Source organism: Hymenobacter ginkgonis (assembly GCF_009755225.1).
Classification (GTDB): domain Bacteria; phylum Bacteroidota; class Bacteroidia; order Cytophagales; family Hymenobacteraceae; genus Hymenobacter; species Hymenobacter ginkgonis.
The window spans coordinates 1-21433 of the sequence record NZ_WQKZ01000005.1 but is presented as its reverse complement, the minus strand read 5'-3'; the positions used below and the strand labels follow the sequence as shown (position 1 = coordinate 21433).

Sequence of the window (21433 nt, the reverse complement as noted above, 5' to 3'; positions counted from 1 at the left end):
AGTTGTGGCTTCCGCCGCTGAAGCCTAGCTTTACTAAGAGGTTTATGAAGGTTTTTCTATGCAGCAAATTTTTTACGCACTACTTCTTACGGTACTCGGGCTGAGTAGCTTGCCGGCCGCTGCACAGCCGCAGCCGGCGCCTACCCCCTTCCCGCTGGCCGGGGTGCCCCCCGCCGAGGCTTCGCTGGAGTTTGTGGCCAACAAAGGCCAATGGCCCGCCGAGGTGCGCTACGCGGCCGCCGTGCCCGGCGGCCACTTGTGCCTAGAGCCGGGTGGCCTGCGCTACGTGTTTTTGCAAGCCATTGAGCACCCAGCCGGCGGGGCGCCTACCCCTGCTTCGGCCACCAAGGCCCCCGCTCCACCCGCCGCTACCGATGTGGTGCGCGGCCACCAGCTGCGGGTGCGCTTTGTGGGGGCTGATGCCGCTACCCCCCTGCTGCCCGCCGACGCCACAACCGAAGTGCGCAACTACCTGCACGGCAACGACCCCGCCCACTGGGCCAGTGCCGTGCCCAGCTACCGGCAGGTGCGCTACCAGGCGCCCTGGCCGGGGGTAGGCGCCCGGTTTTATGAGAACGCTACCCAACACTTGGAGTATGATTTTGAAGTAGCGGCCGGGGCCAGCGCCGACCGTATTCAGCTGCGCTATGAAGGCGCTACCAGTCTCACGCTCAGTGCTGATGGGCAGCTGCACGTGGGCACTTCGGTAGGCGATATCACCGAACTAATGCCCCAGGCCTACCAGCTCGACGCGGCTACGGGGGCGCGCCAGCCGGTGGCCTGCCGCTACCAGCTGCGTAGCGCCGATGCCACGGTCTCCTTCACACTGGGCCGCTACGACCACCGCCGGCCGCTAATTATCGACCCCACTGTGGTATTCTCGACCTACTCGGGGGCCAAGGGCAGCAATTGGGGTTTTACCGCGACCTACGACGCGGCCGGCAATATGTACTCGGGCGGCATTGTGCTCAACGACATGACGGCCCTCGTGAGCTACCCCACCACTGCCGGGGCGTTCCAAACTACGTTTGGCGGGGTCATCGACATTGCCTTAATTAAGTACAACACGGCGACCAACGGCGCGGCGGCGCGCGTGTGGGCTACCTACCTGGGCGGCGACCGGTCTGAGTTTCCGAGCAGCCTCGTGGTGAATGCCCAAAACGAGCTATTGGTGCTGGGCAGCACTTCCTCAAGCAACTACCCTACCACGCGCGGGGCTTTGCAGCGCACCCAAAGAGGCGGGCCGCTGGCGCACCCCTTTGGCAACTTTGGCTCATTTTATGACGTGCCCACCGGCACCGATATCGTAGTGACGCGCCTTGCTGCCGACGGCGGCTCGCTGGCGGCCTCGACCTACCTGGGTGGCACGGGCACCGATGGCTTAGTTGCGTTCGAACCTAGTGTGGCTACCCGGCAACTACCTCAAAACTACGGCGATGCCTTGCGGGGCGATATCATTACCGACAGCCAGGGCAACGTGTACATCGCCTCGGTGAGCGGCTCGAATAACTTTCCTACTACGGCCGGCAGCTTTGGCCCCACTTACCGGGGCGGCACCTGCGATGCCGTGGTGTGCAAGCTGCCCGCCGACCTAAGCGGCCTCACGTGGGGCGGCTACTTGGGTGGCACGGCCGCCGATGCGGCCTACTCGCTTCAGCTCGATGCGGCGGGCAATGTGTACGTGGCAGGCGGCACGCTCAGCCCTGCCCTGCCGGGCACCGCGGGCGGGCTGATGCCCACGGCGCGCGGCAACGTCGATGGCTTTGTGGCGCGCATTGCGGCCAATGGCAGTGCCGTGGAACGAGCTACCTACCTGGGCACCAGCAGCTACGACCAAGCATTTTTCGTGCAGCTCGGGGCCGATGGCGGCGTGTATTTGCTGGGCCAAACCTTAGGCAGTTGGCCAGTATCGGGCGGCGTGTACAGCAACCCGGGCAGCCGGCAATTTATTCAAAAGCTGAGCCCTGATTTAGATAAAAGCCTCATCAGCACCGTTTTCGGCAGCGGGCGCAGCACGATTGATATTTCGCCCACAGCTTTCTTAGTAGACCAATGCGACCGAGTGTATGCCTGCGGTTGGGGCGGGCAGGTGAATCAGTACGTGTACGATTATGCCACCTACGTGCCCACCAATGGCTACACCCACGGCATGGCCACCACGCCCAACGCCGTGCGCACCACGCCCGACACCCCGGGTTTTGGGTCCGATTTTTACTTGGCTCAGTTTACGCCCGGCTTGGGCAGCCTGAGCTATGGCACCTACTACGGCGACGCTACCCCCAACTCGGAGGGCGACCACGTAGACGGCGGCACTTCGCGCTTCGACCCGCGCGGCGTGGTGTACGCGGCGGTGTGCTCGTGCTTTAACCGCAGCGGTTTTCCGGTGCCGCCGGGCGCTTACACATACTCGCCTACCAACGGCGGCGTGGCCCAGCCCGGCTATGATGTGCCGTGTAATAACGCGGCGTTTAAGCTCAATTTTGAACCCACTACGGCCACCGTGGGCCAAAGCCAAACGGTGTGCTCCACGGCCGCAGCCATTCCGCTGAGCGGGCTACCGAGCGGCGGCGTCTGGACGGGGCCGGGTGTATCGGGCTCCGTGTCAGGAGGCTTTGTGTTTACGCCTACCCCCGCGCTAGTGGGTGCCCAAACGCTGACTTACACCGTGGCGGGCGTCACGGCGGCTTGCGTAGCCACTGGCCAGCAGGTTATTACCGTAGTGCCTACGCAAGTTGCCACTTTGGCCGCCCCGCCCCAGACGGTGTATTGCCTACAGGCGGGGGTCACGCCGCCGCTTATTACGCTGCAAGGCAGCCCAGCGGGCGGCACCTACGCCGGGCCGGGGGTAGTAGGCAACACATTTTCGCCCTTGCTGGCGGGCGGGGGCATCCACACGCTCACTTATACGGTGGGCGCGGGCTCGCCTTGCCCTAATACGGCCAGCATTCAAATTGCCGTAATTGGTGCTTCGGCGGGCGCCGACTTCACGCTGTGCTCTAGCAATGGCCCAGTGCGGCTGCCCAGCGGCCAGCCGGCGGGCGGCACGTGGTCGGGGCCGGGCGTGTCGGGCTCCGCAGCCACGGGTTTTATCTTTACCCCCGACCCTAGCTTGGGCTCAGTAAAACAAACCCTGACGTACTCGGTGGCTTCGCCTACGGGCACTTGCACAGCTACGGCCCAGGTGATTGCCACCGTGGTAGTGCCACCCGTGGCCAGTGCGGCGCCCCTACCCCCCGTATGCGTAGGCAGCGGGCCGCTGGTACTCACGGCGGGCAGTCCGGCGGGCGGCGTCTGGACGGGTGCGGGTGTGAGCCCCGGCTCTACGCCAGGCACCTATGTTTTCACGCCGACGGCGGGCTTAGTCGGCACCCAGGTGCTGACTTACACCGTGACGGCCAGCCAGGTATGCGCCAGCCTCAGCAGCCGGGCCACCACCAGCATTCAGGTATTACCCGTAATTGCCGTGGCCCTACCCCCCGATACGGTGCTGTGCCCCGGCAACACGCAAGCTTTTCGGCTGCGGGCCTCGCCCTCGGGTGGCATCTGGAGCGGACCGGGGGTATCGTCGGGCAATTTATTTACCCCGCCTACCCTGCCCAGCACCGTAGAGCTAACCTACGTGGTGGGCCTCGGCACGCCCTGCCCCGTCACCACTACGCGGCGCATTACGCTACTAGCCCAGCCGGTGCTGGCCCCGGCACTGGTGGCGGCAGCCTGCGTGCCCAGTGCCGTGGCGCCGCTGGTGGTGCACTACCGCCAGCCAGCTACCACCATCCCGGCCGATGCCGTGCTGAGCTGGAATTTTGGCGACGACAGCACGGCCGTTACCACTGGCCCCGACGTGACCCATACGTATACCCAGGCGGGCACTTACCGCCCCCGCGTGACGCTGCGCTTCAACCAAAGCCGCTGCGTGCAGCAACTCGATTTGCCGGCAGTGGAAGTGAAGTCGATGTTTATTCCCAACATTGTGACGCCCAACGGCGACAAGCAAAACGACGTATTTGCGCCGCGCCTGGGCGGCTGCCCGGCCCGCCTCCAGGTCTTTTCGCGCTGGGGCCAGCGCGTGTACGAAGATGCTGCCTACCAAAATACCTGGGGCGGCGCCGACCTGGCGCCCGGCATTTACTACTACCTCCTTACCCCCCCCGATGGCAGCCAGGCTATCAAAGGGTGGGTAGAGTTGGTGCGGTAACAGCGAAAATAGCCAAGCAGTTAGTTAATAAATAATGTCCTGCTGAACGCCGGAAAACCTCGCTACCGTGTCCTTCAACGATGCGGCAGCGAGGCTTCCCGAAGTTCAGCAGGACGTTCTTTTTCAGGTTACTGTTTCCCTACCCCCCTACTTCCGCCCCAACCAATTCTCGGGGTTGAGATTGGCTGAATTGCGCCACACCTGAAACTGCACCTGGGCGGTGCCATCCGAGTCAGTAGCCGCGCTCCCGATGATGTCGCGCGCGTCTACCTGCTGGCCTTCGTGCACATTCACGCCGCGCAGCTTAGCATACACTGTAAAGTATTCGCCGTGCTGAATCATCACAATTGTGTTCATGCCCGGCACCTGAGCCACCGTGAGCACGCGGCCCGCAAACACGCTACGCACTGGTTCACCTTGGTTAGTTTGGATATCGACGCCGCGGTTATCCACCGTCACGTGGCGCAGCACCGGGTGCGGGTGCCGCCCAAAGTGCTGGCTCAGAAAGCCGTGCGCCACCGGCCAAGGCAGCCGCCCGCGGTTGCCAGCAAAGCCCGACGATACCAGCGCGGTTTCGGGGGTGAGGGCCACGCGGCTGGCGCGGCGGTCGGCGGTGGTTTCTTCGGGGGCGTCGCTTTCGGGGTTGGCGCCAGCGTCGGCGGTGGCATCGTCGCTGTCGGCGGCCGGCTGCTCGGTGGCGCTACTGCCTCGGCGCCGGCGGCCGGCGCTGGCGCTAGCGGCGGCCGTGGCGCGAGCGGCGCGGCGGCGGGCGGCCGCGGCGGCTAGGCGAGCGGCGTGGGCGGCGCGGGCTATTTCTTCGCGCACACGCTGGGCAATCAGTTCATCGAGGCGGGCCACGGCTTGCTGGCGCTGGGCCAGCTCTTGGCGCAAGCCTTGCTCTTGCTGGCTCAGTTGCTGCACCACTTCATCCTGCTCGCTTTTGAGGCCTTGCAGGTTACGGCTCTCTACTAACTGGCTGGTTAATAACTGCTTTTGGCGCTGGCGCTGGCGCGTGAGGCCCGTGAGCTGGCTATCGAGCTGCTGCTGGGCGCCCAAAATGCGCTGGGCCTGGCGCTGGCGCTCCTCGGTATACTGGCGCACGTAGCGCAGGCGCAGCACAAACTGATTGAACGACTCGGCCGCAAACAAGAACATGAGCTGGTTGAACCCGCTGCTGGTTTTGGAAGCCGCATACATCAGCTTGGCATACTCCACCTTGAGGTCGGCGAGCTGCTGCTGGGTCGTGAGCACCCGGCGCACGGTCTGGTGCACGTTGGTTTCGATGCCTTCGAGCTGGGTCGAGATGTGCTCAATCTGGCCCTGCTTCACCGTCAGCTTCTCCTTAATCACGTTCAGCTGGCCCAGCGATACCTGCTTTTTTTGGGTGGTTTGCGTCAGCACTTCGCCCGCTTCCTGAATGCGGGTCAGGTTGGCCTGGCGCTCGCGCTCCAGCTGCTCCTTGCTTTTGGGGCGGCCCGCGCGGTTGCGCCGGCGGGGGGGGGTAGGCTCCGCAGCGTGGGCCGTGCGGCCGGTTTTGGTGCTGCGGTTTGCTTTGGCGGGCCGGGCCGAAGTCGTGGTTTTTTTCTTCGACTTAGCGTCGGGGCGGTGGCGCTGGGCGGCGGCGGGCAGCGCCAGCACCGTTAGCAGCAGCGCGCTACCCAGGCCGCGCTTCAGGCAATTAAAAAGTAGGCTACAGGATAGAATCACGAAAATACGGGGGCAGGCCAAGCAGATAAGCCCCACAAAATAACGGCATATACACCCACATACCCGCCAAATGCCAAGCGGAGCCTACCCCACGGCGCGGCTGGTAGCTGCTCCCGGCCAGGATTAGCGACGCAGACGGGCTGCTTTGGCAAGCTCCGCTTGGTATTTTCTAATAAAAGCAGGTGGCTACTTTTTAATCTTAGTTTCCTTCTTATAGCCCTTCGGAATGCTAAATGGGAAGTCAAGGTGGCCCGAGCCAACTTCTACTTTCTGGTAGTTGAGCGTGGCCGAGGTGCTTTCGGTGCCGCCCTGCTGGCCCAGCACATTGGTGGTGAAGGCAAAAGGCAGGTCGGCGCCGCTGGGCTTCTGAAAATCTTCGTAGCCCACGGTTAGGCTACGCTGAGCAGCCGTTTCGCTTACTTTAAGCTGCTGCAAGCGGCCGGTGCTCAGGCTCACGAGCTGCTCTAGGATTAGAGGCGTCTGGGGGTAAGTAACGGTCTGGCTATCACCCTCCTTTTTCACCACTGGAATCGCACCTTTGGGTGCCGACTGGTAGTCGCCGAGTAGGATGGCCTGCATCTGCGGGTAGCTCACGGGCACGTTCAGGAGCTGGCTCAGGTAGGCATAGTCGCCAGCGAAGTAGCTCTTTTGCAGGCGGTTCACTACGCGCACCGAGTCGGGCGTGAGTAGTGCCCTTACCCCTTCAATTCCGAGCAAGGAGCCCGACAGCCAAATGGCCGAGTCGCGGCGTATGCGCAAGCTAAAATTGGCCGACTGGTCGGTGTTTTTGTGCTTGAAGTGCACCTTGCCGTGGCCGCTGAGGTACTGGAAGCTGGTATTGGTGGCCTTCACGCCGTTGGGCGTTTCGACGGGGGTAGCTACGGGCGTGGAAGTAGAGGCACTAAGCGAGCCCTTGCTGCTGGGTACGCGGTGGCAGCCCACGAGGGCCAAGCCGGCCAGCAGAATAGCTGATTTATTCATACAGTTTTTGTTCTTTGATTTTACGGTCGAGCAGCGGCGAGGTGCCGGGCCCGGCTTTGCGGGCGCGCTGCCAGGCCGCTACGGCCCCTGGGTGGTCACCGAGTTGCCACAGTACGTCGCCGTAGTGCTCCAGGATGCTGGCGTCCTTGGTAGTTTTCAGGGCGCGCTCCAGGTTTTGGCGGGCGCCAGCGTAGTCTTTCTGCTTGTAAAGCACCCAAGCGTAGGTGTCGAGGTACGTATCGTTGTCGGGAAACTGTTTCACGGTGCGGCCCGACATTTCCTTGGCCTTGTCGAGTTTTTCGTTGCGCAGGCTGAGGTAATAGCTGTAATTGTTGAGGACGCCGTAGTTATTAGGGTCGTTGGCCAGTGCTGCGTCGTAAGCTGCATCCGACTTCGTATAATCCTTCAGTTCTTGGTAAGCATCACCCAGTTGCGCATCAAATTGCCCCAGCAATTCGGTATTGGCTAGCGCCAACTTGCGGCCGTGCTCCAACGCCTGAACGGCGCGCTGAGGCTGCTTTTTCAGCAAGTGCCCTACCCCATTATAAAACCACAAGGGCGCCTGGTTCGGAAACAACTCTAGGGCACGGTCGCTGTGCACGAGCAGCGAGTCGGTCTGGTTAAGCTCGGCATCGAGTACCACCACCTGCTGCCAGAGTTGGTACTTCGAGTTGTCGTATTTGAGGGCGCGCAGGTAGGTATCGCGGGCTTCGCGCTTTTTGCCGGTCAGCGTCTGCACATCGCCCGCAATGCTATAAGCCTTAGCTTCTTTGGGGTGGCTGCGCACGGCGGCAGCGGCTAGGTCAAGCGTCAGGGCGTTATATTTTTCATCGGGCAGCTGCTTGAGGTAGCCCACAATGATGCGCACCTCCTGGTCGATGTCGAGGCTAGGGTTTTGGAAAGCCAGTCGCAACTCTTTTTCTACCTCAGCGGGCTGGTTTTGCTGGCGGTACACATCGGCCAGAATCAGGCGGGCTTGAGGGTTGTCAGGGTCGAGGCGCAGGGCCTGCTGCGCTACCCGAATGGCATCGGGCAGGCGGTTATTAGCCGCGTACATCTCGGCCTGAGCCAGCACGTAGCGCGGCTCGGTCGGGTTGGCGGCAATGAGGTTTTCGCCTTCCTTCAGGGCCAACGGCAGGTTATTTTGGCGCAGGTAAATTTGCTGCTTCTTAAACGAAATCTCGTCCATTGCCCCAAACTGCTGCTGCGCTTTATCGAGGGTAGCCAGGGCTTCGGGCAGCTTGTTTTGGGCCAGGTACAGGTCGGCTAGCTGAAACAGGTAGTTGCCCGAGTTGGGCACCTCGCGCACCAGGCTGGCGTAGGTGGTAGTAGCTGCCTCATACTGCTTTTGGCTGGCCTGAGCCTGGGCCAGCAGCAGGTAGTAATACGGATTTTTACCGTCGAGCCGCACGGCGCTTTCGGCGTAGCCGGTGGCATCGCGCAGGTTGCCGCTCAGCAGGTTAGCTTCGGCCAACTTATAATTAACGGCCGGGTTGTCGGGCATCAGCGTGTAGGCTTTTAGCAGCCGCTCCAGCGCTTTGGGGTAGTCCTCCAAAATCACGTATTTCACGCCATCCACGAAAAGTGCCTCGCCCATTTCGCGCTCTTTGGGCGAAAGGGCGGCCACCTTGGGGGCCACGCTCACTTGGCTGGCGCTACGAGCCAGTTCGCGGCGCTCTTTGCGGCTCAATTTTACTGGCTTGCGCGCAACGGCCGAGTCGGCTGCCCCGCCCCGGCCAATACCCTGCCCTTGGCTTGCCGAAGCCAGTAGCAGCAACACACACACATAAAGCGCAACCTGACGCATAAGCAAGGACGCCACGCATCTAGCGCGGCTCACGAAAGTACGGATTCCAATTAACGAAACGACGCGGCCCCCACTGGGGGCCGCGTCGCTAGTAACGCAACTCGGGGCTAGAATATCACACCCGTAGCGTATTAAAATCGCCCAGGCTCAAGTCCGACGGCTGGCCGATGAGCGTGGCGTTGTTGCCGACCATGGAGTTGGCCACGTTGGCGTGGCGCACCACGGCCGCCGTTTGCACGATGGAGTTCGACAGGCGCGAATCTTCTACGATGGCGCTGCCGCTCAGCGATACGTGCGGGCCAACTACTGAGTTGATAATCACGGCGTTTTCGCCAATGTATACTGGCTCGATGATAACCGAATTGGTGATTTTGGCCGAAGCGGCTACTAGTTTCTCGCCGCGCTCTTTCAGGTACTCCAGGTAGCGCTGGTTGGTAAATACCGTGGCGTCTTTATTGCCGCAGTCGAGCCACTCAGTTACTTGGCCGGGCACGAAGATGGTGCCCTTGTTCTTCATGTTTTCCAGGGCGTTGGTGAGCTGGTACTCGCCTTTGTCCTTGATGTCGTTGTCGAGTAGGTATTGCAGCTCGTCGCGCAGGTAGTCGCCGTCCTGGAAATAGTAAATGCCAATGATGGCGAGGTCCGACACGAAGGTTTCGGGCTTTTCCACGAAGTCCGTAATCTGACCTTTTTCGTTGAGTTTCACCACGCCAAACGGCTTAGGGTCGGCCACTTTCTGCACCCAAATAGTGCCGGGCACCGAGCTGTCGAGTGTGAAATCAGCTTTGAACAAGGTATCGGCAAAAGCCACTACCAGCGGGCCACTCAGCGAAGGTTTGGCGCACAAAATGGCGTGGGCCGTGCCTAGGGGCTCGTCCTGGTAATAAATAGTGCCTTTGGCGCCCACCGACTCGGCAATGGCCACCAGGCTTTTTTCCACCGCTGACCCAAAACGGCCCACGATAAAGGCTACTTCTTCGACCGGCTCGCCGCACACCCGGGCAATGTCCTCCACGAGGCGCTGCACAATAGGTTTGCCGGCAATCGGAATCAGGGGTTTGGGTACGGTAAGCGTGTGGGGGCGCATACGCTTGCCCATACCGGCCATGGGAACAATTATTTTCATGGTGGGGTCTGGTAAAAAAGGTGAAGTCAGCTAGGGTGCCAGCAGATACTTGTTCTGGCGCAAGTTCGTTGCAGAAATGTGGGCCGCAAAGATGCGTCTGAATACTACAAACCCTATCCTGGCCCCAAACTTAGTCGCGCAGCAACTCTATTAGGGTAGCCGGGTCGGCATTACCCCCACTGAGAATGAGAACCGTATGGCGGCTGGGGGGTAGGGTGGCGCGGTGGCGCAGCAGCGCGGCCAGCGGCAGGGCGGCGGTGGGCTCAATTACCAGCCGGGCTTCAAGTAGCAGGCGGCGGGCGGCGGCGCGCAGGTCGGCCTCGCTCACCGTCACAATATCGTCGGCATATTGGCGCAAGTGCTGAAAGGTCAACTCGCTCAGGGCCAGCGTGCGTACACCATCGGCCAGCGTGCGGTTGGTATCAGCGGCGGCCCACTCTACTACCCTACCCGCCCGCAACGACGCCTGGGCATCGGCGGCCAGCTCGGGCTCGACACCAATTATTTTCACACTCGGTTTCAAGAGCTTAAGGGCTGCTGCTACCCCCCCTAGTAAGCCGCCACCGCCCACGGGCGCCAGCACTAGTTCGACTTCGGGCAGGTCGGCGAATAGTTCGAGGCCCACGGTGCCCTGGCCGGCTATCACGTAGGCATCGTCGAAGGGGGGCACCAGCACGGGTGGCTCGGGCGCGCTGGCTAGCAGGCGGGCGGCCACGGCCTCACGCTTTTCCAAGGCGGGGTCATAGAGAATGACTTCGGCACCGAGAGCCCGGGTGGCCGCGATTTTCACCTGCGGCGCATTGGTAGGCATTATAATGGTGGCGTTTATGCCCAGCTGCCGCGCCGCGTAGGCCACGCCCTGCGCGTGGTTGCCGCTGCTGTACGCCAGCACACCGCGGGCGCGCTCGGCTTCGCTCAGGGCCAAAATGCGGTTGCCGGCGCCTCTAATTTTAAAAGAGCCAATGGGTTGCAAGCTTTCAGGCTTGAGGTATACTTGCTCGGGAGCCAGCTCGGGCAGGGGGTAGGGCAGCAAGGACGTATGGCGCGCCATGCCGCGCAACCGCTGCTGCGCCTGCTGTAAGTCGGCCAGGTCAATAAGTTTCATACAGGAAGAAGGACTACGGCTGCAAAGTTGGGCCAAAACTGCTGGGCGGCGTTCTGCGTTAGCCTCTCCGTTACGTACTTTGTGCTATGAATTATTTCTCTGAAATCGAATCCGGCATCCAGAGCTTGTTTGCCGCTACCAGCGTAGGCTTTCGGCAGGATAGCAGCGTGGGCCAGAACCACGTAGCCAACTGGCTCGGCGAGCTGCAAAATAGCAACGACCCCGCGCTGCGCCCCGTGGCCTTGGAGCTCGAAAACCTTAGCCGCGCCATCGGCAGCAACGACCCAGTGGCCATGTCCAAGTCATTTTTCTTGCTTGGCCACCTCACCAGCACCGCAGCGCTCAACCTGCACGGCTTCGCCGGCATTGGCGACAAGCTGCGCGAACTGAGCCAGAAACTCATTGCGGCCGGGGGCAATATGCAGATTATCGCCAAGCACCAAGGCAACGATACAGTGCTAGCCCACTAGTAGTCACCACATAGTTACCTAAAGCACGTCCTGCTGAGCCTGCCGAAGTAGCTCTACCTCACTGTTTGGTAGAGCTGTTTCGGCAGGCTCAGCAGGACGTGCTTATTTACACCCTTTTTACTTGCCAGTGCTGCCGTAGCCGCCGGCGCCGCGCTCGGTAGCGTTGAGGGCTTCGGTAGGCTGCCACTCGATGGTTTCGTGGCGAGCCACTACAAGCTGCGCAATGCGTTCGCCGTCTTGCACGGTGAATGGCTCCTTGGATAAATTGACCAGCAGCACCCGTATCTCACCCCGGTAATCGGCGTCGATGGTACCGGGGCTATTCACAATGCCAATGCCGTGTTTGAGGGCCAGCCCACTGCGCGGGCGCACCTGCGCCTCGTAGCCGGGGGGTAGGGCCAGGCTCAGGCCCGTGGGCACGAGCACGCGCTCCAGCGAATGCAGGGTGATAGCTCCGTTGGGCAAGTCGGCGCGCAGGTCCAAGCCCGCGGCGTGGGCCGTTTGGTAAGCCGGCAGTTCGTGCCGGGAAGCATTGATGACGGGTATTTTCAGCATTCTTTGAGTTACTAAGCAACTAATAAAGAACGTCATGCTGAGCTTGTCGAAGCATCTTGCTCGCGCCGTTGAGGTGCTATCCAACGGCGCGAACGAGATGCTTCGACAGGCTCAGCATGACGTTCTTTAATTAGTAAAGATTTAAGCTTAACGGTTTACAACGCCGCCATTTCTTCACGCACAAAATCAGCCAATTGGCTGAGGTATTCGGTGCTGAAATCAAAGCGGATGCCGGCCGCCGCGTATACCTCGCCAATAGGCCGGGTGTAGCCCAGCGAGAGCGCCCGCTGGTAGCCGGCCAGGGCAGCCGCCGGGTCTTGGCGGAAATTGCGCCACACGGCAATGGCTCCCAGCTGCGCCAGGGCGTACTCGATATAGTAAAACGGCACCTCGTAGAGGTGCAACTGCTTCTGCCACAAGTAAGGACGGAATTTATCTAGCCCGCTCCAGCTTACCGTGCGCTGGTTGAAATGCTGAAAAATTTCGGTCCAGCGCTGGTGGCGTTGGGCTTCCGTATGCTCGGGATTCTCGTACACCCAGTGCTGAAATTTGTCGATGGTAGCCACCCACGGGAAGGTTTCGAGCACGCTTTCGAGGTGCGTTTTTTTGGCGCGCCGCAGTTCGGCGGGGTCCGTAAAAAACACGTCCCAATGGTCCATGCTCATCAGCTCCATGCTCATGGAAGCTAGCTCGGCTACTTCGCTTGGCGGGTGCTTGTCGGCGGAGAGGGGTAGGCGCCGAGTTAGGAACGAATGCACGGCGTGGCCGCCTTCGTGCAGCATCGTCACTACATCGCGCAGCGAAGAGGTAGCGTTCATAAAAATGAACGGCACACCGGTTTCGTCAAGCGGGTAGTTGTAGCCACCGGGGGCTTTGCCCTTGCGGCTTTCGAGGTCGAGGTGGCCCATCTGGCGCATGGTGCGCAGGCAGTCGCCGAGGAACGGGTCGAGGTGTTGGAAAACAGTAATCGTCTTCTCAATCAGCTCCTCACCCGTCTGAAATGGGCGCAGCGGCGGCTGGCCGCTGGGGTCCACATCGAGGTCCCAGGGGCGCAGAGCGGGCAGACTCAGCGCCTTGCGGCGGGCTTCGTCAAACTCGTTGATGAGCGGCACCACCGTGGCCCCAATGGCCGAGTGGAAGTCGAAGCAGTCCTCGGCCGTGTAGTCGAAGCGGCCCAGGGCGGCAAACATATAGTCGCGAAAATTGGCGAAGCCGGCGTTCAGCGCTACTTGGTGGCGCAGGTGCACCAGCTCGGTAAAGAGCTGGTCGAGCGGCCGGCTATCGCGCAGGCGGCGCTCCTGGATGGCGCGCCACGCCTGCTCGCGCACCGGGCGGCTGAGGCTTTTGAGGCGGTCGGCGGCGCGGGGTAACGTTATTTCCTCGCCATCGAGCGTCACCGTCATGGCGCCTACGGTGGCGGCATACTGCTGCTGCTTGGTCGAAATTTCGGTTTTGAGGGGAATATTTTCTTCCCGATAAATTTCGGAAGCCCGGCGCACCGAACGCAAAAATACGCCGTAGCGCGCTTGGTCGAGTTCGGCGAGGTAGGGATTAGCTAATAGTTTCTCGTTAAGCGCGTGGTCGTAGGGCGCTACTTGAGGCTCAATTTCCTGCACAAAAAACTGGAATGCCTCGGCACGGTCGGTGGCCTGGGTATCGCACGTCATGCGGATGTAGCGCCAAGCTAAATCCTCGCTCAGCACCGATTCTAGCTCAGAACGGTCGAGCAGCCAGCGTTCCAAGGCAGCCGCATCGGCCACTACGCGGCCTTGCAGTTCCTGAAAAAATGGCTCCAGCGACGCCCATTCAGTTACAAAAAATTCTTCGGGCAGATACTGGCGCGGCGGACGCGCCATATCGGTGGCCAGCGAAGTGGCCGGCAAATCGACTTCGGGTAGCAGCATAGGAAATAAAGATACGTAACTGAAAGTTGGATAGATGGGTGTAAGTTTCGAGATAAGCGCACAAGTAAGCGAATAACTGCCCTAGTCGCTGGCCAGCTTTTCCTACCCCCCTCCCAACTTCGCAACGCTCCTTAGTCAATCTCAATTACTACGTCGGCCGTGAGCGGGTGGGCCACGCACGTGAGGATGTAGCCCTTGGCCAGTTCGGCGTCGGAGAGGCCTTCGCGCTCGTCGAGATGCACTTTACCCGAGAGGCACTTGCCCCGGCAGGCGGTGCACAGGCCCGCCTGGCACGAGTACGGCAGGTCAATATCCTGGTCGAGCGCGGCATCCAGAATCGTCTGGTTGGCGGGCACTTCCAAAATATATTCGCTGCCCTCGTACTGGATAGTGACCGTGCGGTTGACTACCGCACCGTCGCTGGCGCCGGCCAGGGCATCGCCGTGCGCATCGCCGGCTTCGGCCGCGTCGGCGGCGGCCACAAAGCTCTCGCGGCGGATACGGCTGGTAGGCACACTCAGGAGTTCGAGGGCGGCCTGGGCTTCGGTCATCAGGCCCTCGGGGCCGCAGATGTAGTACTCGGCTTGCGGGGCCGGAAACTGGTGGCGCTGCTCCAGTATCCGCAGCAGGGTGGTGCGGTTGAGGCGCCCCGTGTGCTGGTGTGGGCCGGCCGCGTGCAGCGGCTGGCTGTACACGTGCTCGACCTGCAAGCGGCCGCGGCTGCTGGCTTCCAGCTCAGTTAGCTGCTTTTGAAAAATGACGGATTCCTCGTTGCGGTTGCCATAAATAAGCAGCACGTGGCTTTGCGGCTCCTCGGCCACCACGGCCTTGAGCATGCTCATGAGGGGCGTAATGCCCGAGCCAGCCCCGACGAGCACCAGCGAGCGGGCCGCCTTGGGGCTGGGCTGCACCACGAAGTTGCCGGTAGGCGGCAGCACTTCATATTGCTGGCCTACGCGCGCGTTATCAAGCAGATAATTACTTACCAAGCCGCCCAACACGCGCTTTACGGTCACGGACAGGCGCGGCGCCTCGGTGGGCGTGCTGCTGAGCGAGTAGGCGCGGCGCTCGGGCCGGCTGCCGGCCGGGCCGCAGGGCACCAAAATGGTCAGAAACTGACCGGGCTTGCTGGGTACCTTTTGGCGGTCGGGCCGCTCAAAATGAATGGTGACGGTATCAGGTGTTTCCTGGGTGAGGGCAACGACGGTAAGCGTCAGGTATGACGACATGGGGATAAACTAGTGTAGAAAGCGCAAATTTACGGCGGCCGGCGCGGGTACGGGTAGCGTACCGGCGAGGGGGTAGGGCTATTTACCTACTGCCGCTTAGCTTCGTTTCATAATGGCTGAACTTTCTACGCTTCTGGCCCGGCACCGCGCTTCGTTTAGCCCGGTGCTGCCCCAGCTAACCGGCGCCAACGTGGTACCCCTCGATTTTACGGCGGCCAACCCGCGCCTGGCTCACCCCGAGCGCCTGCGCGACACCGCCTTTTTTACAGAAGTAGTAGCTGCGATGCTAGCCGAGCAGCACGCCAGCACTGGCATCGGCGGCTACCTCGAAACCCGTGTTATTTACCGCCGCAGCCCCCACTTCGACGCTGCCACCGAGCCGCGCTCGCTGCACCTAGGCGTGGATGTGTGGGTGCCGGCCGGCACGCCCGTGGCCGCGCCGCTGCCCGCCCGAGTGCACAGCTTGGCTGATAACAATAACTTCGGCGACTACGGCCCTACCCTGCTGTTGCAGCACGAGCTTGAAGGGGTCACGTTCTACAGCCTCTACGGCCACCTTACCCGCACCGACTTGGCCGGGCTGCACGTGGGGCAAGCCATTGCGCAAGGCCAAGTTATTGCCCACGTTGGCCCCTACCCCGAGAATGGCGACTGGCCGCCGCACCTGCACTTCCAGCTCATCGCCGATATGCAAGGGCGCTGGGGCGATTTTCCGGGGGTAGCCCCGCCTAGCGAACGGGAGTATTGGGCGGCGCTGTGCCCCGACCCCATGCTGATACTCGGCAGATAGTGCGCTAGGTTTCAGCAGCCGCAAGCGCTACTATTTCCCAACTCAGATTAATCTCAAAGCGAGAAGCACGCATTTCTAACGCAATACTTTATTCAACCACCTCGTTAACAAACAATTAATTAGTAACAAGTTTATCCTCGCGATAACTTTTAACTTGTCTCTGTCAGTGCTTCGCTTATTTCTTCTTAGTGGGCTACTTGCGCTGGCTAGCCCGACTTTTGCGCAAGAAGTTGGTGCGGCGGCACTGCCCTCCGCGGGGCAGTATGAGTACGTGACGCTGGTTACCGTCAATGGCGGGAGCGCTTTGCTGGATTATGGGCAGTTGAAAGAACTCGGCAAGCAAGCCCCAGTCACCGAACTAGAAAAGGAATTCGTAGCCGTGCAAAACCTGCGTAGAGCTATGCTAGCGCTTAATTACCTCACTGGCCGAGGCTGGGAATACGTGGGCATGAGCAGCCGGCAATACAGCTCGGGCGAAACCTCCAGCGGCACCTTCAAAATTTTTAGCGGCACCGATTATCTACTGCGGCGGCGCAAGCCGTAGCTGGCCAGCGGCTATTTTTCGCGCTCTATCGTGTAGTTTATCAGCGCTTCGAGCGAGGTGCGGGCCGCCGAGTCGGGGAAAGTGTGCAGGATGGCCAGCGCCTCGTCGCGGTAGCGCTCCATGGTGCGCACGGCGTAGTCGAGGCCGCCCGAAAGCTTCACGAAGTCGATAACCTGCTGCACGCGGTCGCGGTGGCCAGCGTTGTTCTTCACGTTGTAGATGACGCGGCGCTTATCGAGCCAGCTGGCCTGCTGCAAGGCGTAGATGAGGGGTAGAGTCATCTTTTTTTCCTTAATGTCGATGCCCACCGGCTTGCCAATTTCGGCGGTGCCGTAGTCAAACAAATCGTCCTTTATCTGGAACGCCATGCCTACTTTCTCGCCAAAAAGGCGGGCTCGCTCGATGGTTTCAACATCGGCGCCCGAAGCGGCCGCCCCCACGGCCGTACAGGAGGCAATGAGCGAAGCAGTTTTCTGGCGAATAATATCGAAGTAAATATCCTCCGTGATGTCAAGCTTGCGCGCTTTCTCGATTTGCAGCAACTCGCCTTCGCTGAGCTCTTTCACGGCGTTGCTCACGATTTTGAGCAGCGTGAAATCGTCGTTTTCGAGTGATAGCAGCAGGCCACGGCTCAGCAGATAATCACCCACTAACACGGCTATTTTATTCTTCCACAGGGCGTTGATGGAAAAAAAGCCGCGCCGGTAATTGCTTTCGTCCACCACATCGTCGTGAACAAGTGTGGCTGTGTGCAGCAACTCGATAAGCGCCGCGCCGCGAAACACAGCCTCGGGCAGTGGGCCGGCGGGGTCGGCGGCGGTGGTGCGAGCGGTGAGGAAAACGAACATCGGCCGCACCTGCTTGCCCTTGCGCCGCACGATGTACCCCATGATTTTATCGAGCAGCAGCACCTTGGTCTGCATCGACTGCCGGAACTTGACTTCGAACTCGGCCATCTCGGCAGCAATAGGGGCCTGAATGTGGTCGAGCGGATTTGCCATGCGGGCGCAATGATACGGCGGCTGGGCCGCACTCCCTACCTTAGCCACATGCTCACTACTGTTGACTTTATCCTAACCGGGGCCGGGCACGGGCGCCCGTTTGCCGCCGATGCCACCTATCTGCCCAGTGCTCAGCCGCTGCCCGTAGTGGTGTTCGTGCACGGTTTCAAGGGGTTTAAAGATTGGGGTCACTTCGGGTTATTGGCACGTTTTTTTGCCGAGCGGGGGTTCGTGTTCGTTAAGCTCAACCTCTCGCACAACGGCGTGGTGGTAGGCGGCACCGGCGATTTGGAGGACTTGGAGGCATTCGGCCAAAATAATTTCAGCCTAGAATTGGACGACCTCGGCCAGTTGCTTGATGCCCTGCATACTCCCGGTGCTACCCCCCTCCCACCCGCCCAGCTAGACCTGGGCCGAGTGTACTTGGTGGGCCACAGCCGCGGTGGCGCCCTGGTGCTGTTGAAGGCCGCCGAAGACCCGCGCGTGCAGGCTGTAGCGGCCTGGGCTGCCGTGGCCAACCTATACCCGCGCTGGCCCGCCGAAGTGCTGGCTCAGTGGCAGCGCGAGGGCGTCCTCTACGTGCCCAACACGCGTACTGGCCAGCAATTACCTATGTACTACCAAATTGCCGAAAATTACTTTGCCAATCGTTCCCGCCTCGACTTGCCGCAACTGATGCCTGGCCTGCGCCAGCCGGTGATGCTCATCCACGGCGACCAAGACGAAACGGTGCCGCTGGCGGCCGTTTATGAGCTGCAAGCCGGCCAGCCCACGGCAGAGCTGCTCGTAGTGCCCGGCGCGGGGCATATGTTTGGCGGCGCCCATCCGTGGACTAATTCCGACTTGCCCGCGCCCGCTCGCCTCATTGCCGAGCGCACGGCCGATTTCTTTGTTCGGCACTGATGGCCAGCACCGTCGCCTACTTATTACTTGGCAGTAACCTGGGCGACCGAGCCGGCTACCTGGCCGAGGCGCGCCAAAACCTAGCGGCCACGGCCGGCCGCGTAGTTGCCGCGTCCGGCATTTATGAAACGGCTGCCTGGGGCGTAGAGGACCAACCAGCCTTCCTCAACCAAGTGCTGGCCCTCGAAACTTCCCTACCCCCCCTCGCCCTATTGGCGGCCTGCTTGGCCACTGAACAGCGGCAGGGCCGCGAACGGTTAGTGCGCTGGGGCAGTCGCACGCTCGACGTGGATATTCTGCTGTATGGAGCTGAAATACTGGCACTGCCCACGCTTACGGTGCCGCACCCAGCGCTGCCGGCCCGGCGTTTTGCGCTGGTGCCACTGGCCGAAATAGCGCCGCAGTTGGTGCACCCGCAGCTTCACCAAACGGTAGCGGCGCTGCTGGCCGCCTGCCCCGATGTGCTACCGGTGCAGACCTGGCATGGGCAATAGTGCCGCCGGCTCGGGCAGCGAAAAATGCCGATGAATGTGCATATCCGCAGCGGGTATGCTGCGCAATTGCTGCGCGTTGTGGCCCGCCCGAACGCCCTGGTATAGCACCCACGCCACCAGTAAATAGGGGCCAACTTTAGCCGCCCAGCGCACATTGGCAGGCCAAGCCAAGAGCACCAGCAGTACCACCGGCGGGTATAAGGGTGTGAGGTAGCGCTCGGCCTCAAACAAGCCGCTACCAGTACGCCCATAAGTGGCCGAAGCCGTTAAAATAACCACTGTCAGTACCAGTCCGGCAAGCAAGATGCGGGCACTTGCGAGCGCGTTGCTGCCGTTAGTTGCAGGAGTGCCGTGGCTAGTGGCCAGCCGGGGCCACAGCAAACCTAGTAACGCTACCAGCACTGCTACCCAAGCTACTATCGGCACTGCGGTGAGGGACGGGACCGGTAGCGGCCCCAGCCAACGGCCTAATACAAAGCCATATTCGCTTAGTATTTGAAGGGGGTTGGTGTAGGTGTAAGCCAGCCCGGCCCGGCTAGCCAGCGCCGATTGTAGCTCGCCGCGCAGTTGCCACAGCAGGATGCCTATTGCGGCGGCGGCTACGTGCGCTAGCTGCGCCCAACGGCGCGGCCGCACCAGCCGCGCCGTACCAGGCCACAGCAGCCCCACCCCTACCCCCATCACTAAGAACAAGCCGGCTATCCGCTGGAAGGGCAGCACGGCCCCTAGCAGCGTAGCCAGTATGCCTAGGCGCCATCCGCCGTGCCGCAGCCAGGCTAATAACACCAAAAAATAGCTGGCCCACAACAGGTTGAACAACGGTTCGGACCAGATAAACTTGCTCACTACCAGCGTTGGGCTACCCAAAGCCAGCAGCAACGGTAGCCCCCACCGCCGACTGGCCGGCAGCAATTCTCGTCCTACCGCACACCAAGCCGCTAGCGCGCCCACCAAAGCTGCGCCATTGAGCCAACGCACCGAGCTGGGCTCGCCTATCAAGCTGAGTACCACCGGGAACAGTGGCGGCCACGCGCGCATCGGTTCGCCATGGGGCATTAAAAGTTGGCCCTTCTGCCGCAGCGTTTCGGCAGCGTAGAGGTAGTGGTAACTGTCGCTAGTCAGGGCCAGGCCGGTGCTGGTGGCGTAGCCGTATAGCGCCAGCGCTACCAGGCTGGCTACCAACACCAGCCAGCCGTAGCCGATGCGGGGCGGTAAGCTGGCCACTGCGTACCTAGGCTACCGCACCAGCGGTGGCCGTGGGCTCAATTTTCTTCACTAAGCCTTGCAGCACTTTGCCGGGGCCGCACTCTAGGAAGGTAGTGGCGCCATCGCGAAACATGGCTTGCACGCTCTGCGTCCAGCGTACGGGCGCCGTGAGTTGGGCCAGTAGGTTGGCTTTGATTTCGGCCGGGTCGCTGTGCGGGGCCGCATCCACGTTTTGATACACCGGGCAGCGGGCCGGCGAGAACGCAGTGCGTTCAATGGCCTCGGCCAGCGCAGCCTGCGCCGACTGCATCAGCGGCGAGTGGAAGGCGCCGCCCACGGGCAGGGGTAGGGCACGCTTGGCGCCGGCGGCTTTCAGCGCTTCGCACGCCTTGTTGATGCCCGCCACTGAGCCCGAAATAACTAGCTGGCCGGGGCAGTTGTAGTTGGCCGCTACCACCACATCACCACCCGCCGAAATCTCTTGGCAGATGCGCTCGACCACCTCGTCGGCTAGGCCCAGAATGGCGGCCATTGTGCCGGGCTGCTCCTGGCAGGCCGCTTGCATGGCCTGGGCGCGGCGCACTACCAAGGGTAGGGCATCGGCAAAAGACAGCACCCCAGCCGCCACTAAGGCCGAGAGTTCGCCTAGCGAGTGGCCAGCCACCATGCTGGGCTGCACCGCGGGTTGCGCCACAAACTGCGCTACCGAGTGCACAAACACGGCCGGCTGCGTCACGTCGGTGCGACGCAGGTCTTCTTCGGTGCCTTCGAATAGCAGCTTGGTCAGTTCGAAGCCCACAATGTCGTTGGCTTGGATAAGTAAGGCACGGGCGGCCTCATTTTGCGCAAACAGTTCGCGGGCCATGCCCGGAAATTGCGAGCCCTGGCCCGGAAAAACCAGGGCCGTGGTAGTGGCCTCAAGGGGGTGGGAAGGAGTCAAAACGGCGAAATTCTTTAAAGCGGATACTACCCCACCCTCGCAGTGGGAAGAACAAATTAAAGCTAAAAAAGCCGCTCTGGTAGGAGCGGCTTTTTCAAACAATGAGTTTTAGAGACTAGCGCACGAGCTCGACCCAGCCCTTGAAGGTGCGGGTGGTTTTGGCGGCGTCGGCAAACTGCACCTCGGCCAGGTAGTAGTAAATGCCGCCCGAGACAAGGCCGCTGGTGCCGCTTTCGCCGGCCATGCCGCCGCCGGTCCAGTTGATGTAGGGGTCTTGGTCGCCTTCGTACACTTTGCGGCCCCAGCGGTTGAAAATCTGGATGTGCGTGCGCGTGATGGCGCTGGCCGTCTTGGGCTTAAACACGTCGTTGATGCCGTCGCCGTTGGGGGTGAAGATGTTAGGCAGCAGGAAGAAGGCACACTCGTCCTGGCAGACCGAGTTACTGAGCGCGCTGCGGATGCCCTGGGCGCTCACC

General features: G+C 61.4%; 18 protein-coding genes. 6 read left to right on the top strand and 12 right to left on the bottom strand.

Translation table 11 applies throughout. From position 1 onward, the window contains the following. The first annotated feature begins 58 nt into the window (after positions 1-58). Positions 59-4195, top strand: a complete 4137-nt coding sequence (locus GO988_RS18785) for a DUF7948 domain-containing protein (RefSeq protein ID WP_157568450.1) — start codon at positions 59-61, stop codon at positions 4193-4195. Between the two features lie 147 nt (positions 4196-4342). Here the strand turns inward: GO988_RS18785 and GO988_RS18780 are convergent, their stop codons facing one another. The 5 genes from GO988_RS18780 to GO988_RS18760 form a co-directional block, all read right to left on the bottom strand. Further along, the gene (locus tag GO988_RS18780) at positions 4343-5902 is read right to left on the bottom strand and encodes a murein hydrolase activator EnvC family protein (protein ID WP_317164925.1); all 1560 of its coding nucleotides are present in this window, start codon (positions 5900-5902) and stop codon (positions 4343-4345) included. A 186-nt stretch (positions 5903-6088) separates the two neighbouring features. Next, the gene (locus tag GO988_RS18775; RefSeq protein ID WP_157568448.1) at positions 6089-6883 is read right to left on the bottom strand and encodes a DUF4292 domain-containing protein; all 795 of its coding nucleotides are present in this window, start codon (positions 6881-6883) and stop codon (positions 6089-6091) included. Continuing rightward, positions 6876-8690 (bottom strand): tetratricopeptide repeat protein, encoded by a 1815-nt coding sequence (locus GO988_RS18770; protein ID WP_157568446.1) that lies wholly within the window; start codon positions 8688-8690, stop codon positions 6876-6878. The genes GO988_RS18775 and GO988_RS18770 overlap by 8 nt, the downstream gene beginning before the upstream one ends. A 115-nt stretch (positions 8691-8805) precedes the next feature. Beyond that, complete coding sequence (locus tag GO988_RS18765) at positions 8806-9816, bottom strand: sugar nucleotidyltransferase (protein ID WP_157568443.1); 1011 nt, start codon at positions 9814-9816, stop codon at positions 8806-8808. A gap of 130 nt (positions 9817-9946) precedes the next feature. Further along, positions 9947-10921 carry a threonine ammonia-lyase gene (locus GO988_RS18760; RefSeq protein ID WP_157568441.1) on the bottom strand — a complete coding sequence of 325 codons (975 nt, stop codon included), beginning with the start codon at positions 10919-10921 and terminating at the stop codon, positions 9947-9949. Between the two features lie 86 nt (positions 10922-11007). Here GO988_RS18760 and GO988_RS18755 point away from each other — a divergent pair, with 86 nt between their 5' ends. Next, a complete protein-coding gene (locus GO988_RS18755) occupies positions 11008-11391 on the top strand; it encodes a hypothetical protein (protein ID WP_157568439.1) in 384 nt (127 codons plus the stop codon). Positions 11392-11508: 117 nt separating this feature from the next. On the opposite strand, the gene dut is transcribed toward GO988_RS18755, so the two are convergent. The 3 genes from dut to GO988_RS18740 all read right to left on the bottom strand — a co-directional run bounded on the left by dut (position 11509) and on the right by GO988_RS18740 (position 15079). Next, positions 11509-11943 carry a dUTP diphosphatase gene (dut, locus tag GO988_RS18750; RefSeq protein ID WP_198172927.1) on the bottom strand — a complete coding sequence of 145 codons (435 nt, stop codon included), beginning with the start codon at positions 11941-11943 and terminating at the stop codon, positions 11509-11511. A 158-nt stretch (positions 11944-12101) separates the two neighbouring features. Next, positions 12102-13850, bottom strand: a complete 1749-nt coding sequence (locus GO988_RS18745; RefSeq protein WP_157568435.1) for a M3 family oligoendopeptidase — start codon at positions 13848-13850, stop codon at positions 12102-12104. 131 nt (positions 13851-13981) lie between these two features. Continuing rightward, positions 13982-15079: a ferredoxin--NADP reductase gene (locus GO988_RS18740; RefSeq protein ID WP_157568433.1), complete on the bottom strand. Its 1098-nt coding sequence runs from the start codon at positions 15077-15079 to the stop codon at positions 13982-13984. 112 nt (positions 15080-15191) lie between these two features. Between GO988_RS18740 and GO988_RS18735 the strand changes: the two genes are divergently transcribed. Further along, positions 15192-15869 carry a peptidoglycan DD-metalloendopeptidase family protein gene (locus GO988_RS18735; RefSeq protein ID WP_157568431.1) on the top strand — a complete coding sequence of 226 codons (678 nt, stop codon included), beginning with the start codon at positions 15192-15194 and terminating at the stop codon, positions 15867-15869. Positions 15870-16035: 166 nt separating this feature from the next. Next, positions 16036-16413 (top strand): hypothetical protein, encoded by a 378-nt coding sequence (locus GO988_RS18730; RefSeq protein WP_157568429.1) that lies wholly within the window; start codon positions 16036-16038, stop codon positions 16411-16413. A gap of 11 nt (positions 16414-16424) precedes the next feature. Here the strand turns inward: GO988_RS18730 and GO988_RS18725 are convergent, their stop codons facing one another. Continuing rightward, positions 16425-17414, bottom strand: a complete 990-nt coding sequence (locus tag GO988_RS18725) for a polyprenyl synthetase family protein (protein ID WP_157568427.1) — start codon at positions 17412-17414, stop codon at positions 16425-16427. Between the two features lie 48 nt (positions 17415-17462). Between GO988_RS18725 and GO988_RS18720 the strand changes: the two genes are divergently transcribed. Continuing rightward, positions 17463-18317: an alpha/beta hydrolase family protein gene (locus GO988_RS18720; RefSeq protein ID WP_157568425.1), complete on the top strand. Its 855-nt coding sequence runs from the start codon at positions 17463-17465 to the stop codon at positions 18315-18317. After that, positions 18317-18811 (top strand): 2-amino-4-hydroxy-6-hydroxymethyldihydropteridine diphosphokinase, encoded by a 495-nt coding sequence (folK, locus tag GO988_RS18715; RefSeq protein WP_157568423.1) that lies wholly within the window; start codon positions 18317-18319, stop codon positions 18809-18811. Before GO988_RS18720 ends, folK begins: the two co-directional genes overlap by 1 nt. Here the strand turns inward: folK and GO988_RS18710 are convergent. The 3 genes from GO988_RS18710 to GO988_RS18700 form a co-directional block, all read right to left on the bottom strand. Then, positions 18782-20035: a hypothetical protein gene (locus GO988_RS18710; RefSeq protein WP_157568421.1), complete on the bottom strand. Its 1254-nt coding sequence runs from the start codon at positions 20033-20035 to the stop codon at positions 18782-18784. The two genes, folK and GO988_RS18710, sit on opposite strands and share 30 nt — an antisense overlap. A gap of 7 nt (positions 20036-20042) precedes the next feature. Beyond that, positions 20043-20957 carry an ACP S-malonyltransferase gene (fabD, locus tag GO988_RS18705; protein ID WP_262885709.1) on the bottom strand — a complete coding sequence of 305 codons (915 nt, stop codon included), beginning with the start codon at positions 20955-20957 and terminating at the stop codon, positions 20043-20045. Between the two features lie 115 nt (positions 20958-21072). Continuing rightward, a partial coding sequence (locus GO988_RS18700) for a T9SS type B sorting domain-containing protein (protein WP_157568419.1) occupies positions 21073-21433 on the bottom strand: 361 nt, incomplete at its 5' end.

Excerpts from the sequence above, each read along its gene's own strand:
- GO988_RS18785 (WP_157568450.1), top strand. The coding sequence starts at position 59 with ATGCAGCAAATTTTTTACGCACTACTTCTTACGGTACTCGGGCTGAGT.
- GO988_RS18775 (WP_157568448.1), bottom strand. The coding sequence starts at position 6,883 with ATGAATAAATCAGCTATTCTGCTGGCCGGCTTGGCCCTCGTGGGCTGC.
- GO988_RS18770 (WP_157568446.1), bottom strand. The coding sequence starts at position 8,690 with ATGCGTCAGGTTGCGCTTTATGTGTGTGTGTTGCTGCTACTGGCTTCG.
- GO988_RS18765 (WP_157568443.1), bottom strand. The coding sequence starts at position 9,816 with ATGAAAATAATTGTTCCCATGGCCGGTATGGGCAAGCGTATGCGCCCC.
- GO988_RS18760 (WP_157568441.1), bottom strand. The coding sequence starts at position 10,921 with ATGAAACTTATTGACCTGGCCGACTTACAGCAGGCGCAGCAGCGGTTG.
- GO988_RS18755 (WP_157568439.1), top strand. The coding sequence starts at position 11,008 with ATGAATTATTTCTCTGAAATCGAATCCGGCATCCAGAGCTTGTTTGCC.
- GO988_RS18745 (WP_157568435.1), bottom strand. The coding sequence starts at position 13,850 with ATGCTGCTACCCGAAGTCGATTTGCCGGCCACTTCGCTGGCCACCGAT.
- GO988_RS18740 (WP_157568433.1), bottom strand. The coding sequence starts at position 15,079 with ATGTCGTCATACCTGACGCTTACCGTCGTTGCCCTCACCCAGGAAACA.
- GO988_RS18735 (WP_157568431.1), top strand. The coding sequence starts at position 15,192 with ATGGCTGAACTTTCTACGCTTCTGGCCCGGCACCGCGCTTCGTTTAGC.
- GO988_RS18725 (WP_157568427.1), bottom strand. The coding sequence starts at position 17,414 with ATGGCAAATCCGCTCGACCACATTCAGGCCCCTATTGCTGCCGAGATG.
- GO988_RS18720 (WP_157568425.1), top strand. The coding sequence starts at position 17,463 with ATGCTCACTACTGTTGACTTTATCCTAACCGGGGCCGGGCACGGGCGC.
- folK (WP_157568423.1), top strand. The coding sequence starts at position 18,317 with ATGGCCAGCACCGTCGCCTACTTATTACTTGGCAGTAACCTGGGCGAC.